The organism is Limnohabitans sp. 63ED37-2 (assembly GCF_001412535.1).
Taxonomy (GTDB): Bacteria; Pseudomonadota; Gammaproteobacteria; order Burkholderiales; family Burkholderiaceae_C; genus Limnohabitans_A.
In genome coordinates, this window is the sequence record NZ_CP011774.1 from 239950 (window position 1) to 258131 (window position 18182).

At 59.5% G+C, this 18182-nt stretch carries 17 protein-coding genes; 7 read left to right on the top strand and 10 right to left on the bottom strand.

Annotated elements, in window-relative coordinates; genetic code table 11:
* Positions 1–336: 336 nt before the first annotated feature.
* The 3 genes from secF to yajC all read right to left on the bottom strand — a co-directional run bounded on the left by secF (position 337) and on the right by yajC (position 3583).
* Positions 337–1287: a protein translocase subunit SecF gene (gene secF, locus L63ED372_RS01085; RefSeq protein ID WP_062402111.1), complete on the bottom strand. Its 951-nt coding sequence runs from the start codon at positions 1285–1287 to the stop codon at positions 337–339.
* Between the two features lie 12 nt (positions 1288–1299).
* Positions 1300–3180 carry a protein translocase subunit SecD gene (gene secD / locus L63ED372_RS01090; protein WP_062402114.1) on the bottom strand — a complete coding sequence of 627 codons (1881 nt, stop codon included), beginning with the start codon at positions 3178–3180 and terminating at the stop codon, positions 1300–1302.
* A gap of 70 nt (positions 3181–3250) precedes the next feature.
* Positions 3251–3583 (bottom strand): preprotein translocase subunit YajC, encoded by a 333-nt coding sequence (gene yajC / locus L63ED372_RS01095; RefSeq protein WP_062402116.1) that lies wholly within the window; start codon positions 3581–3583, stop codon positions 3251–3253.
* A 126-nt stretch (positions 3584–3709) separates the two neighbouring features.
* Here yajC and nthA point away from each other — a divergent pair, with 126 nt between their 5' ends.
* The 4 genes from nthA to L63ED372_RS01115 are packed head-to-tail and all read left to right on the top strand — an operon-like array spanning position 3710 to position 6298.
* The gene (gene nthA / locus L63ED372_RS01100; RefSeq protein ID WP_062407478.1) at positions 3710–4363 is read left to right on the top strand and encodes a nitrile hydratase subunit alpha; all 654 of its coding nucleotides are present in this window, start codon (positions 3710–3712) and stop codon (positions 4361–4363) included.
* Positions 4360–5037: a nitrile hydratase subunit beta gene (nthB, locus tag L63ED372_RS01105; RefSeq protein ID WP_062402118.1), complete on the top strand. Its 678-nt coding sequence runs from the start codon at positions 4360–4362 to the stop codon at positions 5035–5037. Before nthA ends, nthB begins: the two co-directional genes overlap by 4 nt.
* Positions 5034–5408, top strand: a complete 375-nt coding sequence (locus tag L63ED372_RS01110; RefSeq protein ID WP_082431548.1) for a nitrile hydratase accessory protein — start codon at positions 5034–5036, stop codon at positions 5406–5408. The genes nthB and L63ED372_RS01110 overlap by 4 nt, the downstream gene beginning before the upstream one ends.
* A 32-nt stretch (positions 5409–5440) precedes the next feature.
* Positions 5441–6298, top strand: a complete 858-nt coding sequence (locus L63ED372_RS01115) for an EamA family transporter (protein ID WP_062402121.1) — start codon at positions 5441–5443, stop codon at positions 6296–6298.
* Here the strand turns inward: L63ED372_RS01115 and L63ED372_RS01120 are convergent.
* The 5 genes from L63ED372_RS01120 to L63ED372_RS01140 all read right to left on the bottom strand — a co-directional run bounded on the left by L63ED372_RS01120 (position 6259) and on the right by L63ED372_RS01140 (position 14954).
* Positions 6259–7221: a LysR substrate-binding domain-containing protein gene (locus L63ED372_RS01120; protein WP_062402124.1), complete on the bottom strand. Its 963-nt coding sequence runs from the start codon at positions 7219–7221 to the stop codon at positions 6259–6261. The genes L63ED372_RS01115 and L63ED372_RS01120 overlap by 40 nt on opposite strands.
* Before the next feature lie 16 nt (positions 7222–7237).
* Positions 7238–9307, bottom strand: coding sequence for an ATP-dependent DNA helicase RecG (recG, locus tag L63ED372_RS01125; RefSeq protein WP_062402127.1), 2070 nt, complete (start codon positions 9305–9307; stop codon positions 7238–7240).
* 268 nt (positions 9308–9575) lie between these two features.
* Positions 9576–10310 carry a Fic/DOC family protein gene (locus tag L63ED372_RS01130; protein WP_062407482.1) on the bottom strand — a complete coding sequence of 245 codons (735 nt, stop codon included), beginning with the start codon at positions 10308–10310 and terminating at the stop codon, positions 9576–9578.
* Positions 10303–10893, bottom strand: coding sequence for a hypothetical protein (locus L63ED372_RS01135; protein ID WP_156343527.1), 591 nt, complete (start codon positions 10891–10893; stop codon positions 10303–10305). Before L63ED372_RS01135 ends, L63ED372_RS01130 begins: the two co-directional genes overlap by 8 nt.
* A 197-nt stretch (positions 10894–11090) precedes the next feature.
* Entirely contained in the window at positions 11091–14954 is a 3864-nt protein-coding gene (locus tag L63ED372_RS01140) for a DUF3427 domain-containing protein (RefSeq protein WP_062407484.1), read from the bottom strand.
* A gap of 148 nt (positions 14955–15102) precedes the next feature.
* Here L63ED372_RS01140 and L63ED372_RS01145 point away from each other — a divergent pair, with 148 nt between their 5' ends.
* From L63ED372_RS01145 to L63ED372_RS16670, 3 genes are read left to right on the top strand one after another with little or no spacing between them, the layout of a single operon-like run.
* Entirely contained in the window at positions 15103–15882 is a 780-nt protein-coding gene (locus L63ED372_RS01145) for a hypothetical protein (protein WP_062402133.1), read from the top strand.
* Between the two features lie 3 nt (positions 15883–15885).
* Positions 15886–16527 carry a hypothetical protein gene (locus L63ED372_RS01150; protein ID WP_062402137.1) on the top strand — a complete coding sequence of 214 codons (642 nt, stop codon included), beginning with the start codon at positions 15886–15888 and terminating at the stop codon, positions 16525–16527.
* On the top strand, positions 16524–16814 hold the full coding sequence (locus L63ED372_RS16670; RefSeq protein ID WP_062402140.1) for a nucleotidyltransferase domain-containing protein: 291 nt from the start codon (positions 16524–16526) through the stop codon (positions 16812–16814). Before L63ED372_RS01150 ends, L63ED372_RS16670 begins: the two co-directional genes overlap by 4 nt.
* Before the next feature lie 104 nt (positions 16815–16918).
* Here L63ED372_RS16670 and L63ED372_RS01160 read toward each other — a convergent pair whose 3' ends face one another.
* Both L63ED372_RS01160 and L63ED372_RS01165 read right to left on the bottom strand, forming a co-directional pair.
* On the bottom strand, positions 16919–17695 hold the full coding sequence (locus L63ED372_RS01160) for an HNH endonuclease (RefSeq protein WP_062402143.1): 777 nt from the start codon (positions 17693–17695) through the stop codon (positions 16919–16921).
* 25 nt (positions 17696–17720) lie between these two features.
* Entirely contained in the window at positions 17721–18143 is a 423-nt protein-coding gene (locus L63ED372_RS01165; protein WP_062402147.1) for a hypothetical protein, read from the bottom strand.
* Positions 18144–18182: the final 39 nt, after the last annotated feature.

Below are 18182 nucleotides of genomic sequence, written 5' to 3' on the forward strand. Positions count from 1 at the left end.
GCGCCAGCCCACGAAATTGACCGGGGAAATTTTGATGAACCAGCAACACTTTCACGTTGATGCCCCCGCTCGCTGTACAGCTCTCGTCAGCCAAGCCATGTTGTGCACCCCATGGTGAGTGATCGGGTCAGTCCAGCCGGTAAAAACGGACGGTAAATGCGGTTTCATTGAATGAAGTTTACCTATTTCAAAATAAAAATACGGCGTGGCGTTTGCAGCAGGCCAGACGCTCCCCACGTTGGCGATCAGGACATGAAAAAAGGGCCATCAACCGTGGGTTGAGGCCCTTCAAAAGACACCGCCCGCGAGGCGATGAAGAGATGGGTGTGCAGCGTTTTAGACCACAGCGCCCGAGTTTTCGTCGTTCGGGTCGTTGTCTTTCTTGATCGGCTTGATCAAGTCTTCGCGCTGGATGCCCAGCCACATGGCAATGGCAGCCGCCACAAACACCGACGAGTAAATACCAAAGCAAATGCCAATGGTCAGCGCCATGGCGAAGTAGTGCAGGGTCTCGCCGCCAAACAGCAGCATGGACAGCACCATGATCTGGGTCGAGCCGTGGGTGATGATGGTGCGGCTGATGGTGGAGGTGATCGCGTTGTCAATCACTTCGACCGTGTTCATCTTGCGGTAACGGCGGAAGTTCTCGCGAATCCGGTCAAAAATCACCACCGATTCGTTGACCGAATAACCCAGCACCGCCAGCACGGCGGCCAACACGGCGAGTGAGAACTCCCACTGGAAGAAGGCAAAAAAGCCCAAGATGATGATCACGTCGTGCAAGTTGGCGATGATGGCCGAGACCGCGAACTTCCACTCGAAGCGGATCGCCAGATAGATCATGATGCCAATCACCACAAAGGCCAGGGCCTTGAGGCCGTCTTCGGCCAGTTCATCCCCCACTTGCGGGCCGACGAACTCGGTGCGGCGCAAGGTCACGTCGGGGTCGTTGGCTTTCAGGGCCGACAAAACCTTTTCGCTTTGCTGGGCCGAGTTCACGCCTTTTTGTGCGGGCAAACGGATCATCACGTCGCGAGCCGAACCAAAGTTTTGCACCTGCACTTCACCAAAACCGAGTGTGGCCACTGTGCCGCGCACCTTTTGTAGGTCGGCGGGCTGGCTGTAGCTCACCTCCATCAAGGTGCCACCCGTGAACTCCACCGACAGGTGCAGGCCACGGCTGAACAAGAAGAACACGGCCAGGGCGAAAGTGACAAAGGACACCGCGTTCAGCACCAAAGCATGGCGCATGAAGGGGATGTCTTTTCTGATTTTGAACAATTCCATGGTCTTTTCCCCTTAGTCGGCTTTCACCGCAGTGCCAGCCTCGGGGCGCCAGACGGTGCCGATCGATACCGATTTGAGTTTCTTTTTGCCACCGTACCAAAGATTGACCAAGCCACGCGAGAAGAACACCGCCGAAAACATGCTCGTCAAGATACCAATGCAGTGCACCACGGCAAAGCCGCGCACGGGGCCGGAGCCAAAGGCCAGCAAGGCCACACCGGCGATCAAGGTGGTGATGTTGGAGTCAAAAATCGTGGCCCAAGCGCGGTCGTAACCGGCGTGGATGGCCGCTTGGGGGCTGACCCCGTTGCGCAGCTCTTCGCGCACGCGCTCGTTGATCAGCACGTTCGAGTCGATCGCCATACCCAGTGCCAGCGCCATCGCGGCCATGCCCGGCAGCGTCAGGGTGGCTTGCAGCATGGACAAGATGGCCACCAGGAACAACAGGTTCACACCCAGCGCGATGCCAGAGAACAAACCGAACATGGCGTAGTAAATGACCATGAAGGCCACGATCACCAGGAAACCCCAGGTCACGCTGTTGAAGCCTTTTGCAATGTTCTCAGCACCCAAGCTCGGCCCAATGGTGCGCTCTTCGATGATCTCCATCGGGGCCGCCAAAGAGCCGGCACGCAGCAGCAGGGCGGTGTCGTTGGCTTCCATCGTGCTCATGCGGCCAGAAATCTGCACACGACCACCACCAATTTCGGCGCGGATCACGGGGGCCGTGACCACTTCGCCCTTGCCTTTTTCGAACAAGATGATGGCCATGCGCTTGCCCACGTTGTCGCGCGTCACATCCTTGAAGATGCGGGCGCCCTTGGCGTCCAGCGTCAGGTTGACCACGGGTTCTTGCGTCTGGCTGTCAAAGCCGGGCTGGGCATCGGTCAGGTTGTCGCCCGTGAGCACCACTTGTTTTTTGACAATCAAGGGGCGGCCATCGCGCTCCAGATAGCGCTCGGTCCCAAAAGGCACCAAGCCGCCAGCTTGCTCGGCAGCACGCGCTTCGGTGCTCTCGTCGACCATGCGCACTTCCAGCGTGGCGGTGCGGCCCAAAATGTCTTTGGCCTTGGCCGTGTCTTGCACACCGGGCAGCTGCACCACGATGCGGTCCAGGCCCTGCTGCTGGATCACCGGCTCGGCCACGCCCAGCTCGTTGATCCGGTTGTGCAAGGTAGTGATGTTTTGCTTCAAAGCCTGCTCTTGCACCTTGCGTGCGGCTTCGGGTTTGATGCTCACCACCAGGCTGAAGTCGGGGCCATTGTTCACTTCGCGCGACTGCAGATCGGCAAACTGGTCGGTGATCAGGCGCTTGGCAACGTCTTGCTGCTGCGCGTCACGCAAACGGATTTCGATGCTCTGGCCATTGCGGGCAATGCCGCCATGGCGAATGTCTTTTTCGCGCATCATGCTGCGCAAGTCGCCCGTGAGGGACTCGATCCGCTGGGTCAAGGCCGCCTGCATGTCGACTTGCAGCATGAAGTGCACGCCTCCGCGCAAATCCAGGCCCAAATACATGGGCGAAGCGTGCAAAGCCGTCAGCCAGTCGGGCGAACGCGAAACCAAGTTCAACGCAACCACAAATTGGGGGTCGGCCGTGTCCGGGATCAGGGCCTTCTGAATCGCATCCTTGGCCTTGAGTTGCTGGTCGGTGGTCTGGAAACGGGCACGGACCGAAGTGCCCTCCAGCACCACGCTTTGGGGCGTGGCACCGGCGGACTTGAGGGCGTCTTCGACCTTCTGCAGCGTGGTGGTGTCCACCTTGATGGTGGCTTTGGCCGAAGACACCTGCACCGCAGGGGCCTCACCAAAGAAGTTGGGAAGGGTGTAGACCACACCCAGCAACAATGCGACCACCAGGATCACATACTTCCAGACCGGATAACGGTTCATAGCGACTCGCGTACAGAATATAAGAGGGGACCCACTAGAGCCAAGGCCCCAAGGACTCAGCCCGGAAGCATTACTTCATCGTGCCTTTGGGCAAAACTTGAATCACGGCGCTGCGCTGCATCTGCACTTCCACGCCGTTGGCCAGCTCGATGCCCACATAGGCGTCGCCCAGCTTGCTGACTTTGCCCAGAAAACCACCGGCGGTCACGACTTCGTCGCCCTTGGCCAGCGCGTCGATCATGGCGCGGTGCTCTTTTTGCTTTTTCATCTGGGGGCGGATCATGACGAAATACAGCACCACAAACATCAGCAGCAGCGGCAGCATGCTCATCAGGGTGGATTGCATGTCGCCACCAGCGGCAGCAGCAGGGGCGGTTTGGGCAAAAGCAGAAGAAATGAACATGAGAACTCCACTGAAAGTCAAATTCGGGTTGTGCGGGTGACGCTTGGGCGTCCTGCGGGCGAAGCCGCCATTGTATGCGGCGCTATGATCAACTCTGAAAGCCCCGCTGCCCCACAGGAGACCGCCATGTCAGCCGAAACCGGCCACCCCCACGCGCACCCTCATGACCATGCGCACGACCATGCGCACAGCACTCTGGGCGAAATGGACCTGCGGGTGCGGGCCCTGGAAACCCTGCTGACGCAAAAAGGCTACCTGGACCCCGCCGCCGTGGACCGCATCATCGAGACCTACGAGGTGCATGTGGGGCCGCACAACGGCGCCAAAGTGGTGGCCCGCGCCTGGGCCGACCCGGCTTTCAGAGACTGGTTGCTCCAAGACGCCACGGCCGCCATTGCCTCGATGGATTACACCGGTCGCCAAGGCGAGCACATGGTGGCCGTGCCCAACACCCCCGAGACGCACAACATGGTGGTCTGCACCCTGTGCAGCTGCTACCCCTGGCCCGTGCTGGGCCTGCCCCCGGTTTGGTACAAAAGTGCTGCTTACCGGTCTCGCGCCGTGATCGAGCCGCGTGCCGTGCTGGCCGACTTTGGCGTCACCCTGCCACCGGGCCAAAACATTCGCGTGTGGGACTCCACCGCCGAGGTGCGCTACCTGGTGCTGCCCGAGCGCCCCGCGGGCACCGAAGGCTGGAGCGAGGAACAACTGGCCCAACTGGTCACCCGCGACGCCATGATCGGCACCGGACTGCCCTTGAATCCACAGGTGGCCGCATGAACGGCGTGCACGACATGGGCGGCCAACAAGGCTACGGCCGGGTGCAAATCGAGGCCAACGAGCCGCTGTTTCATGGCGAATGGGAGCGCCGCGCTTTGGGCGTGACGGTGGCCATGGGCGCCAGCGGCCTGTGGAACATCGACCTGGCCCGCTCGGCCCGCGAATCTTTGCCCCCACTCGACTACGTGCAAGGCCCTTACTACGCCATCTGGACCAAAGCGCTGCAAAACATGCTCATCGAGCGCGGCCTGATCACCGCCGAAGAACTGGCTCAAGGCCAAGCCATCACACCCCCCGTGGCGGGCGTGCGGGTGCTCCAAGCCGCCCAGGTGGACGCGGCGCTGGCCAAAGGCAGCCCGGCAGACCGCCCCAGCACCCAAGCCCCCCGCTTTGCCGTGGGCCAGCGCGTGCGGGCCCTGAACATCAACCCCCAAGGCCACACCCGGCTGCCGCGTTATGTGCGTGGCCATGTGGGCACCGTGGTGCTGCACCACGGCAGCCATGTGCTGCCCGACCAGCATGTCAACAAAATGCTGCCGCCTTTTGACGGCACCGCCGAGCACCTCTACACCGTGGTGTTTGACGGCACCGAGCTGTGGGGCCCACAAGCTGAAGCCGGGCACCAAGTGAGTGTGGACGCCTGGGAGTCTTATTTGGAAGCCCTGCCCGCATGACCACCTTGAATGACCTGGCCCAAGCCTGTGGCGTCGGTTTCCCCATGCCCCCCACGGCCAACAACGGGGCCGTGTTTGAAGAACCCTGGCAGGCCCACGCCTTTGCCATGACCTTGCAGCTGCACGAAAAAGGCGTCTTTTCGTGGCCCCAGTGGGCCGAGGCCCTGACCCGCGAAATCCGCGCGGGCCAAACCCGCGGCGAAGCCGACGACGGCAGCCTGTACTACACACACTGGCTCAATGCGCTGGAGCAGCTGGTGATCGATCGCCAACTGGGCACACCCGACGAAATCCACGAGCTGGAACACGCTTGGGTCGACGCGGCCGAGCGCACGCCACACGGCCAACCCATCGTGTTGAACGCTGAATAAAGAGGCTCCGTTTGAATCTTCGTTTGTGGGCCATGCTGGCCTTGATGGGCAGTTTGGTGTCTCTGGCGGTGGGCACCTCGTTTGCCAAGAGCTTGTTCCCGGCCCTGGGCGCCGAAGGCACCACCGCTTACCGACTGGTGTTTGCCATGCTCATGCTCATGGCCGTGTTCAGGCCTTGGCGCAGAAAGTGGGTGTGGGCTGATGCACTGCCGCTGGGCCTGTATGGCGTCACGCTGGGTGTGATGAACCTGCTGTTCTACAGCGCCATCAAGACCATCCCTTTTGGCGTGGCGATTGCCATCGAGTTCACCGGGCCCTTGGCCGTGGCCGTCTGGACCTCCAAAAAAGCCAGCGACTGGTTGTGGGTGACTTTGGCGGTGGTGGGCTTGGCCTTATTGCTGCCTTTCCCGGGGGCCGATGCGGCCACGGCGCTCGACCCCATGGGCATGTTTTTCGCCTTCACTGCGGGCATTTGCTGGGCGCTTTACATCGTGTTTGGCCAGCGTGTGGCCCTGCGCTATGGCGCCATGGCCACCCCCATGGGCATGCTGGCTGCCGTGCTGGTGGTGGCGCCCATTGGCGTTTGGCATGCGGGCAGCGCCTTGCTCAATCCGCAGTGGCTTATGGCTGGGTTGGCCGTGGCCTTGTTGTCGAGCGCGATCCCGTACGCGCTCGAGATGTTTTCGCTCAACCACTTGCCCAAAAACACCTTCAGCATTTTGCTCAGCCTGGAGCCCGCCGTGGGCGCTTTGGCTGGCTGGTTGGTGTTGGCCGAGCACCTGACGCTGGCGCAGGGCGTGGCCATTGGCCTGGTCATGGCCGCATCCATGGGCACCGCCTGGTCGGCGGGTCAGGACAAGCGTGTCACACCCGGCAGCGGGCAGGCGTAAATGGCGTTACGCATGGCTGCAATCGCCTCGTAACGGGTGTAGCTGCGCCGCCAGGCCAGCACCACGCGGCGGGTCGGGGGCTTGCCGCCCGCCGGGTCCACGATGGGCAAGTAACGCACCGGTGAATCGTGCGGCCCGCCCGAGCGTTTGCGCACAGGTTTGAGGTCCGGCACCGACATGCGTGGCACCAGCGTCACGCCCATGCCTGCGGCCACCATGTGCTTGATGGTCTCGAGCGACGAGCCCTCAAAAGTCTTGCGAATGCCCTCGGTCTGGCTGGCGTAGCGGGCAAACTCGGGGCAGACCTCCAACACATGGTCGCGAAAGCAGTGGCCTGTGCCCAGCAGCAGCATGGTTTCGTTTTTCAGCTGCTCGGGGGTGATGAAAGCCTCTTTGGCCAGCGGGTGGTTCAGTGGCAAGGCCGCCATGAAGGTCTCGTCGTACAGCGGCGCAATGGCCAAACCCGACTCGGGAAAAGGCTCGGCCAAGATGGCGCAGTCGAGCTCGCCCGTGCGCAGCATCTCGAGCAGTCGCACGGTGAAGTTCTCTTGCAGCATCAGCGGCATCTGCGGCACGTCGGTGATGATCTGGCGCACCAAGTCGGGCAGCAAATACGGCCCGATGGTGTAGATGACACCCAGCCGCATGGTGCCGGCCAGCGGGTCTTTGCCGCGCTTGGCGATTTCTTTGATCTCGGCGGCTTGCTCCAGCACGCTTTGCGCTTGGCGCACGATCTCCTCGCCCAGCGGTGTGACCGAGACCTCGCTCGCGCTGCGCTCAAACAATTTGACTTCCAGCTCTTCCTCGAGCTTTTTGATGGCCAGCGACAGCGTGGGCTGCGACACAAAGCAGGCCTCGGCTGCCTTGCCAAAATGTTTTTCGCGGGCCACGGCCACGATGTATTTGAGTTCGGTCAGGGTCATAGGTGTTATTTAAACATCAAGCCTTGAGGTACTCGGATTTTCCGCCCAACCAGCGTCCAATGTGGCGTTCGGCCAGACCCGCGTGCCGGTCCAGCATCTGCGGGGCCAGGGCGCGGGCCCAGTCCAGCAAATGGCTGTCGGTTTCCAGATCGGCAAAACGCAGCAAGGGCGCACCCGACTGGCGTGCCCCCAAAAACTCGCCTGGCCCGCGGATCTCCAAATCGCGCCGCGCAATCTCGAAACCGTCATTGGTCTCCACCATGGCCCGCAAACGCTCGCGGGCGGTTTCGCTCAGGCGCCCGCCCTCAGGCGTGCCGTACAGCAGCACACAGGCCGAAGCCGCCGCACCCCGGCCCACCCGGCCGCGCAGCTGGTGCAGCTGACTCAGGCCAAAACGCTCGGCGTGTTCAATCACCATCAGCGAGGCATTGGGCACGTCCACCCCCACCTCGATCACCGTGGTGCTGACCAACACGCCCATCACGCCCGAGGTGAAGAGTTCCATCACCGCCTTTTTCTCGGCCACCGGCATGCGCGAATGCAGCAGGCCCACCATCACGCCCGGCAGCGCTTCGCTCAGATCGGCGTGGGTCTCGGTGGCGTTGGTCAGGTCCAGCGCCTCGCTTTCTTCAATGAGCGGGCACACCCAATACACCTGCCGCCCCTGCTGAATTTGGGCCCCGATGCGCTCCACCACCTCGTGGCGGCGGTGGTCCGACACGACACGCGTCACGATGGGCGTGCGCCCGGGCGGCAACTCGTCAATGACCGACACATCCAGATCGGCGTAATAGCTCATGGCCAAGGTCCGCGGAATGGGCGTGGCCGTCATCATCAGCATGTGCGGCTCCATACCCGGGGCCTGCATCTTGCCGCGCAAGGCCAGGCGCTGCGCCACACCAAAGCGGTGCTGCTCGTCGATGATGGCCAGCGCCAGGTTTTTGAACTTGACGTGTTCTTGAATGACCGCGTGGGTGCCCACCACCAGCGCGGCCTCGCCCGACTCGATCAGGGCCAGCATTTCTGCGCGTTCTTTCTTCTTTTGGCTGCCGATCAGCCAGGCCACTTTCACGCCCAGCGGCTCCAGCCAGCCCACCAACTTGGCAAAGTGCTGGGTCGCCAAAATCTCGGTTGGCGCCATCAAGGCGCATTGCCAGCCTGCATCGATGGCCACCATGGCCGCCAGCGCGGCCACCACAGTTTTGCCCGCGCCCACATCGCCTTGCAGCAGGCGGTGCATGGGCACGTTGCGGGCCAGGTCTTGGGCAATTTCACGCCCCACACGCTGCTGGGCATTTGTCAGGCCAAAGGGCAGGGCGGCCAGCAACTGGTCGTGCGAACCGCCACGCTTCATCTTCAAAGCCGGAGCCCGCAACAAATCGCGCTCGCGCTTGGCCGTCAGCTGCGACAGCTGCTGCGCCAGCAACTCCTCGCATTTGAGGCGAATCCAGGCCGGGTGGCTGCGGTCCTCTAAGGCGGCCAGCGACACATCAGGCGTGGGGTGGTGCAAAAACTGCAGCGCATCGCGCAGCGACCAGGCCCCACGCGGGTCGGGCCATGCGATGCCCGCAGGCAGGGTCTCGCTCAGGTCGGCATGGTTCAGCCCGGTGATCACCGCCCGGCGCAAATACGCCTGGGCCAAGCCTGCCACGGTGGGGTAAACCGGGGTCAGCGCCTCGGCCAAGTGGCCACCCGCCGCCTTGAAGGTCGGGTGCATCATGGTCAGGCCCATGAAGCCGCCCTTGACCTCGCCCCGCGCCCGAATGCGGTTGCCCACCGCCAGCGCCTTTTGGTGCGAGGGGTAGAAGCTGAAAAACCGCATCACACAGGTGTCCGAACCGTCGTCCACCGTGACCAACAGCTGGCGGCGCGGGCGCATCGTGACCTCGCAAGCCGTCACCGTCGCCTCGATCTGCGCCGTGTCGCCCTCACGCGCATCGCGCAGCTTGACGATGCGCGTCTCGTCCTCGTAGCGCAGCGGCAGGTGCAGCGCCAGATCAATGTCGCGCTTGAGCCCAAGCTTGATCAACGCCTTTTGGGGGGCGCTGAGCGTCTTGGCGGCAGGCGAGGGTGGGTTGGCTGGCATGGCCTGATTGTGCCGTGTGTATCCCGGCTTGCCACCCGGTACAGGACCTGTTTTGGATAAGGGTGTGCTCAGACGCTAATGTCTAGAAATCAAACCGCACTTTGCCATTCGAGTCACTCGGATGCATCCAGAGCGCTTGGGCCAAAACCCACGGGTGTGACAACAAATCCAAAGCACGCCCTTGTCCTTTACCCAAAACCAGATTTTTGCAAAATGAGTTGGTTGTCATGTACTCGAGCGCAATTTGCTGGCGTAGGTCAGGCCCAGCTCAGCCCTGTTGGCTGCGTTTTCGGCGTTGACTGGCTTCTTCATAGCGCTGCTTGGCCTGCACATCATCGGCGGCATAGGCCGTGTTGTCGTCTGTGGAATTTGCACCATCGAGTCCGGGTAAGGCTTTGATGTGGTCCATCCATACATTGCGGGCAGGCAACTTCTGTATCAGTGGTTTGAAATAACCATCCAGCAAACCTCGGTCAGGCGTTGTCAGCTCTTGGGTCAAAGCTTGGAGGTAGTCCATTTTCTTGGAGCTGGACCAGTCAATCGAAAAATTGGCACGCGAACAAAGCTCCGTGTGAACAATCAGCATGGTCCGGCCATTGCCATCCAGGAATGGATGCCCCCACGCAAATTGCCCCATCACCACGCCGGGTTTTTTGGTCAAAACTGCCGGGTCATTGCCCAACTGCAAACCCCATTCAATGGCCCGTTGTGCCAGTGAAGCCTCTTCAAACTGGAAGTTGCCTTTTTCGACAAATTGACCCACCCCGAGTTGCAGCCTGTCTTGCCCAGCCCATGGGTAAAAGTCACTGAACAAAACATGGTGCACCTTGAGAAAGTGCTTGTAGGTCAGCGGCCCTTTGACCGCCCCCAAAAAATGAAACGCATCCTCGAGGTTGGCCTCGAAAAAAGTGTGCTCAAGCACCTTGACCTCATCCATCCTTTTGAGGCCCTCGAAATTTTGCAAATAGCCGCGGGTTTCGAAGTCGCCAAATGGATCAAACACCGCGATGCTCACTCAAGTGGTTGGACATCAAGCGTGCCATCTGACGGCCATTGATCAAATGTTTCTTTTTCAGCGCGACCAAGAGTTTGCCGGTTTCGTCCAGCGTGACATCGTCGCCTGATGCCCTCGTGACCGCCTCTGCCCACTGGTCCAATCCTGAGCGCTTGAAGTGCACATCGCGTGACATCGCAAAACGCTGGACAAATGCGCTCACATTTTTCAGTGGCAAGGCATTCAAGTCTTCGGGCAAGCTGATGGGCCTGCTGGGCATCGTTCGTGCCTTGTTTGGCGCTGCATATACGACCGTGGCATGGCCCCATGTGAATTGACGGCTCAGGCGATGACGTCCACCGTCAACCAGCAACATATCCTGGTTTTGATCTGAATGGGCTCTGGTACTTTGGATGGTGCGCCCCAGCTTTTTGAAAGCCTCGTTGGTCAATTGCTCGACCTCTGCGCTGGAAAGTGCGGCATCGTTGGCACCTGCCTGAGCTTTGGCGTAAACCCCAGAGCTGATCCGCACCAACAAGCCCTCTTTGAGCAGCTGATTCAAGGCATTGGTCAGCTGCGAAGGGCTGCACATGCTCGCCCACTCCGAACGAAGAATCACCCGGTCACGCCGCTGATTGAGTGATCTTTTCAGCTTGTCAATGATCTTCATACAACCTCGATAATGCAAATGTCACTTGCCATTGATTTTAATAAAAAAATCAATAAAGTCAATGACTTGAAGATGCAGTATATGCCAATCTATTTGCAACTCCTGCAGCGTGAAACCCGTCAATCCGTCCCGCTTTGCAGCCCAAACACAATGCTCATGGGCCTGCTGCCTTGGTGCGACTGGTAGCACACCCGGCCGTGGTACGTGAACGGTGCGGCCTTGCCGACGGCCAGCTTGGTGTCGCGCACAAAGAGGTGGATGTCGATGCCTAAAGCGGCGTGGCGGATGATTTCGTCGCCGCGTTTGCTGGTCGGGTCGGTGGCGTTTTGGCTTTGCCAGTGAAAGTGCGTGTCATCGATCCAGTGGTCCATGTACTTGTGCTCGTCAGCCCGGCCTTGTTTGTTGAGCGTGACCAGCAGGATGTGCGCCTTTTTCTGGGCCAGCACCACATGGCCGACATTCCAATTGCCGGGGTTGTAGGCCTCGCCAAACAGCGCCGGAATGTCTTCCCGCATGAAAGACTCACCGAGCGCCAGATCCAGTGGATCGATGATGTTGCGCAGGCGAGCGAGCGTGCGCATGTCGTCGGTGGCCGTCAGGTCTTCGTAGTCCGGGTTGTTGGCTTTCAGAATGTATTGGCCTTCCCGGCCCTTGGTGACCACCCGCAGCAGGTATTGGTTGTCGCCGCTGTCATCTTGCCGTTCGATGGCCACCACATTGCCCGTGATCGAGCCTGCACGACTGGGCGTGATCAACTCCAGCAGCAAATAGTCACCGTCCAACACCGGGTTTTTGCCGCCGTTCATCGAGTTGCCCGATGCGCGGGCAATGAAGTGGCGACTCGGGTCCAGCGTGCCATAGGCCAGCGGCAAAGCCTTGTGCTCTTCAGCGTCAGCACGCCCGGTTTTGAAATGGCCGCAAGCGATTTTGAGGTTGGGGAAAAACGGCAACTCCACCGTCTCGCGCAGCTTGACGGGGAAGGGAATCACATTGCTGGCGGGCTCCACAGCCACCCTGCGCACCTCGTAAGCGGCCAGTCTGTAATCGACCAGTTCTTGCAGCATGTCCGCAAGTGTTGCCGCGTCTGACTCCGCAACGGTTTGCTTGAGGCCAAAGCAGCCATCGCGCACCTCGAACGGCACCGATGCCGGGTTTTTGAGGTTGCCGCCCGTCCAGGCTTTGATGGGGTTGTCCAGCCAATACCGCGCCCATGCGGCATCGGTGCCCTGGGTGGTCAGCATCTTGGCATCGAGGTCAGACAACAAAGGGCGGCGACGGTCGAGCACCGCACGCGAATGCGCGGCCAATGCACCCAGCGCAACATGCTGGCGCAGGCCATCCAGTTCAAGCCACGCCTCTAGCGTCACGGCCTTGAAGCTTTTGGTCATGGCCGTGGTTTCGACTTCGCGCAAGACCATTTGGAAACGCTCGGCAACGGCAGTTTCGTCTGCAGACAAATCACCCATGCTTTGGACCAGTGCAAACCAATGGCCTTCACGCCGACGCATGTCCTGCATGCTGCTGCCCGAGTGGTAAAACTCAGTCAGGGTAGGCCTGCGGCCCAACACGGCCCGAAGCGCCTCATAATCTTTTTGCGTTCCGGCGCCATCGAGCGATTTCAAAAACTCGATGATGGACAGGTCGTAATTGACGTAACAACCGTTTGGTAGCTCCAGCGCGTTCTTTTCCGCCTTGCGCCCAAAGTCGGCCAGGGCTTTGTAAGTGGTGCCCACGCCAAACAAGGCTTGCGGCTTGCCCAAAAAGGCTTGGTGATTGCCAATGAAGTCCAGCACGACCAACTGCTGTTTGCCCTCATGCCGCCGAAGGCCTCGCCCCAGCTGCTGCAAAAACAAGATTTTGGATTCGGTGGGTCGGAGCATCAGCACCGTGTCAATGCTGGGCAAGTCCACGCCCTCGTTGAACAAGTCCACCGAGAACAAAACTTGCAAACTGCCGTCTTCCAGTTTTTCGAGCGCCTGTGCACGCCCCAGCACAGAGCCCGAATACACCGCAGCGGCCGACACGCCAGCCCGCGTGAAATGCTCGGCCATGAAGTCGGCATGCCGGGTGGACACACAAAACGCCAGCGTGCGCCGCTGGGCTTTGGTACGCCATTGCGCCAGGGCATGACGCGCACGCGCCAACGTGGCCAATTTGTTTGACAGTTCCTCAGGGTCAAAGCGTCCATTGCGCCAAGGCACTTCCTTGTAATCGACCGACTCGTCGTGAACGCCGTAGTAATGAAACGGGGCCAACAAGCCGCTGGTGATACCCGTAAACAAGTTGCAGCCGAAGACCAGGTTGTCGTCACACAAAGACAAGATGTCCGACTGGTCTGTGCGGTCTGGCGTGGCCGTCAAGCCCAACAAGAACGAAGGTGCAAAGTGCGCCAACAAGCGTTTGTAAGTGGCCGCAGCAGCGTGGTGGAATTCGTCCACCACGATGTAATCGAAGTGCTGCGGCGCAAAGCGCTCCAGGTGCGCCGCTTTGCCCAGCGTTTGCACCGATGCGCACAACACGTCCACATCGCCATCCCGGCTGCGCCCGGTGTAATAACCCACGCGCTTACCGGGCAAGATGCGGATGAAGGTGGCCGCTGCTTGGCTCAAAATTTCTTCGCGATGCGCCACAAACAAAATGCGCCGAACCCCCATGCGCACCGCATCAAATGCGGCCAGCCATGTCTTGCCGAGACCCGTCGCCAACACCACCAAGCCGCGCCGGTAACCGTTTGCGCGGGTGTCGGCCAGCGCGGCCAAGGCTTCTTGCTGAATGTCGTTGGGCAGTGGTGGCGCTTCTTGTTCGTGGCTGCCAGGTGCCACCGAACGCGTGGGCGGCAAGCGCCGTTGTTCATAGGCCTCGATCCAGCTGTCGGTCAAGGCCATGGTTTTGGGGTGCGCAAAAAGTTCTTCAAACCGTTCGCGTGCTTCCAGATAACCGGCATCTTGCGGAAACACCACGCGGTAGTTCCACTCCAGCCCATCGCGCAGGGCTTTGCTGCTGATGTTGCTGGACCCAATGAAGGCGGTGCCAGACGCCAACTGCCCGGCTTCGAAGCGGGCGAACACATAGGCCTTGAGGTGAAAGCTGTCTTGGTTTTGAGTGGCGAACACGCGCACCTCCGCACCGCTTTCTTGCAGCAAGAGCAGCAAGCGCAAAGCCTCTGGGTCGGTGATGTCCAAGTAGTCGCTGGTCAACACCCGAATGCGATGGGTGTCACCAGCTTCTGCCATGCCTTGCAAATCGGGCAGCAGCAAACGCAGCCCCGAGGTCTTGACAAAAGACACCGCCAAATCAGCTTGGTTGGAACGCGCAAAAGCGGCGGACAGGTGCGGCAAAAAATGATCGTCGCCGCCCGTGACCAGTCGCTTGTCAGGTCCGGTCGAACGGTGGGCCAAAGCATTGGTCCAGCTTTCAGTGCGGTCTGGCCGTTGGTCCTGGGTTTGCCAAAACTCCATTCGCAGCAATTCGGGCATGGCCCCCAGCCAAGCACGCACGGTGTCTTCGTCGGCATCGGTAAACCGCCGCCCGTCGTGCTCACGCTCGCCGCTGCCAAGCTTGTAGCTCACATAAATGCGGCCACCAGCTTTGAGCGCCGTCCACAACTTGGACAACACAACCGGCATGTCCAAAAGCGGCACATGCAGCAAGCTCGCGCAGCACCAGATCGCATCGTATTGAGCGACCTCGTCCACATCCTCAAAGCGCCGAACATCCACCGCAAAGCCACAGTGCTCACTGGCCCGCTTGGCCAGTTCAACAGAAGCATCAAAAGCGCTGACGCTGAAACCTCGGTCAGCAAATGCACGCGCATCACGCCCCGAACCGCACCCGGCATCCAAGATGCTTGCACCGGGGGCGAGTCCGTTGAGAAAGCGCTCGTAAATTGGACCCATGTCCACCCGCAATGTTGAGCTGAAAAACTGCTCGGCGTGGTCGTTGTAATAGCCAACGGTGGAGGATGGATCGGGTGGGTTGGTCATGTACGGGCGTTCTGGCGGCGCGTTGGTGTTGCTTTTGATTGTCCGCAATTTTTAACACGGAGTTTGAAATGGGATAACCGCCAAATTTGTCACGCTGTCATTTTTTCATTCAGCGAAGATTGGTGACTGATTTTGGCAGCAAGCGGTCATGAGAAAACCGGTCAGCGATCTCTCCCTAATTGGGAAGTCTCAGATTAAGATCTCGGCGATACGAGATTACAGGAACACCAACATGGCTTGCTCCAGAGGTGCTGCATCGCCTAATGCGCATACGCAGCGACGCCTTTTCGCCGCATCGGCCGGCTATTGCCAGAATCCAAGTTGCTCGAACGAGCTGTTCGTCGACGCGGCGGGAGTGTCCATTCACATCGCTGAGATGGCCCATGTGTTTGCGGCCACTGATGGCGGGCCTCGAACCAAACCCGCTCTCAGCAAGGAAGAACGCGGCGCCTTTGGAAACCTAGTCATGCTTTGTGCAAACTGCCATACGATGGTGGATAAGGCGCCGAGCGCCTACCCGGACCAGATGATGCTGGGCTGGAAACGCGAGCACGCGAACAAGCTCCAGGGTCTCTTCGGTGCGGTTAAGTTCGGTGAGCGTAGTGGAGCCCGCGCCGTAGTGGAACCACTCTTAGCGGAAAATCATGCGATCTTTATTCAGTATGGACCTCACATCGACGCAGCCCGCAACCCAGAAAGCGGCGCAGCTGAGCAGTGGAAGCGCAAGATGCTGACACGCATCCTCCCCAACGACAGGCGAATTCTCGCAATCCTAGATGCCAACCGTCATCTGCTTGGTGACTATGAGAAGACAACGCTGGAGCAGTTCCGGCAGCACATTGACGACTTGGAGGCCTTCCATATTGAAGGAAATAGAGAAGATGCTTCTCGGTTTCCCAACGAGTTACCAAAGATTTTGAAGGATTGACGAATGAGCGGCGATGTGACCGATTGGGCGATGGGCAAGCTAATTGAACAGCGACTCGAGATAATCGATCGCACGCCAGAAAATTTCTTGGTCGTCAGATCAGAGGGTGAATATACGTTTAATGTCGCAGTCCTAGGCGTAAAAAATGTTGTTGAGTTGACTGATGTAGAGCATCTATTTTCCGGTGCCACTACTCCACAGTTGGCAGTGAACATTCCTTCTAAAACCCTTTGGAGCGGTGCTGCTATCGACCGCATCCATGCAGCTTATGCCGCGTTCGGAACACTGGGTGATGTCTCTCGGGCAGCCTCAACAAAAAATGCTGGAACCTATCGAGACAAAGACATGGGTTTTTTCATCAACGCGATGAAACAGCACACCAACGTCTCCGGCGTCTCATACATCTACGATAGGGTTTTCAAAGTCGATCAAAGGATCGGTACGGGGCTCATCGTTTCGGTTATTGATACATACAACATGAGCGCCGAGGACGTGCGCAACGCCAAGAGTCAATTTGGACATTTTGATGTCATCGTCAAGTCATCGAGCTACGGCGCTATCACTGATCAAGCGGAGACGGCTGCCAAATCTATCGGAGCGCAGGCTTTGACGTTCCGCCAACTTTTGGGTCGGCTGTCTAAGTGATTCGCCATCGAGTAATCACCAGTCTTCGCGAGCTTGCGGCCTCGCTTGGAACGGAAGTTGAAGGAACTCATTGGCATCTTTTTGGCTCAGTCGCTCGAAACGACCCAAATGCGGCAGATATCGACTTGATGATTCTTTGCAAAAGCGATGAGCAGGCTGACTCACTTCGACGAGCCATTGACCCCGATGCTTTCGCACTACCGCTTCATCTTGGTCTGTTGACCTTCGACGAAGCAGCCGAGATCGAAGCGGTCCGCGTGCAACGCAGCCTCACCATTTTTCCTTAAGTTGCCACGGTTGAACTGCTCGGGACGATGGGTTTTTTACGTGTGCTGTGTAGTCCGCTTTCTCTGCACGCCCGACCTCTAGCCAATCTGTTGCCCATTTGCACTCACAAAAACCCAAACCTCCGCGCATGCGCCTCCAAGAACGCAGGCGCAGGCCGAAAGCGCTCAGGCAGACGAATCGCTTGCCCTTCGCATTGCGCCAAGCTGCTTTGTGCAAACGGGTCCAACTCGGCGTGACGCAGCGCTTCGCCCACGCGGATGGTGAAGTCCGGTAACACCGTGATCAGCCCTTGGTCATAGGCCCGGTCGTGCAGGGCCGACAGGCACAGGCCGTTGCTGGGGTTCAGGCGGTTTTGGGTGTCCATGCTCCACGGCACGATGTGGCTGGCCACCAGCAGCTTGGGCACGCGCAGGCCGCTCATGCAGCAAGTGGCGTTGTAGCTGGCCAAGATGGCGCGGCGAAACCGGGCTTGGTTGACGCGTACCTGCACGATGGCCGTGGTGGTTTTGCCTTCTGCAATCTCGGGCACTTCGTCCAGCACGTCCACAAAGGGCGGCAGGCCGTTTTGTTCTGCATAGTGGCCAAATGACGTGGCCGCTTCGGTGACCACGGGGTCGTTGGCCGCCAAAAACTCGTTCCAAATTTGTTGGTCCAGCTTGGATGCATTGCCCATGCCGCGTCGCCCACTGGCCACAATTTGAGGGTCGAGGCTGGCCAAATTGACCAGCTTCATGGCCACAGCGCTGGCGGTGCGCCCCATCCATTGCGACAACTGCACGATGCGTGCTTGGTTGCGGTGCAGCTGCCCAAATGGCAGTTGCAAGTAAATGTGAAACGCCGCCAATGTTTCGTTGCGCGTCCAGTCGGTGGATCGTGGCATGTGTTGTTCTCCCTGATCGCGGATGTTAGCTGTCCTCGTCCCACGGGATCGGTTTGGCTTGCCTGCGCAAATCGTTGGGGCGTGTGTTTTGCCGGAAGGTGTCGGGTGGCCTGAAGCATTCTTCGGGCGTCACCATGTAGACCGTCCAATCGCCGTACAGCTTGCCGTCAAAGCACAGCAGGTCGCCGTTGATGGCCAAGTCCATGAGCGTGTCGTGGCTGCCTGTGAACAGCTGGGCATCTGTGGGGCTGACAAATTCCACATTCACCGAGCAGGCGTAGGTGGTGTGAAAGTACCTGAGTGGCCCAATGGCTGGGCCATCAAAGCCCCAGCCGTGCATGGCTTGGTTGGGTGTGTCGCGGCCATGAAACAAGCCCAGATACAAGCCGGGCTTGCTGGGGCGAACGCCATAAACAGGCGTGGTGCTGGGGTCTGTTGCGGGGTTCATGCTGCCTCCATGTGGGTGAGGCAATCAGCTTAAGAAATG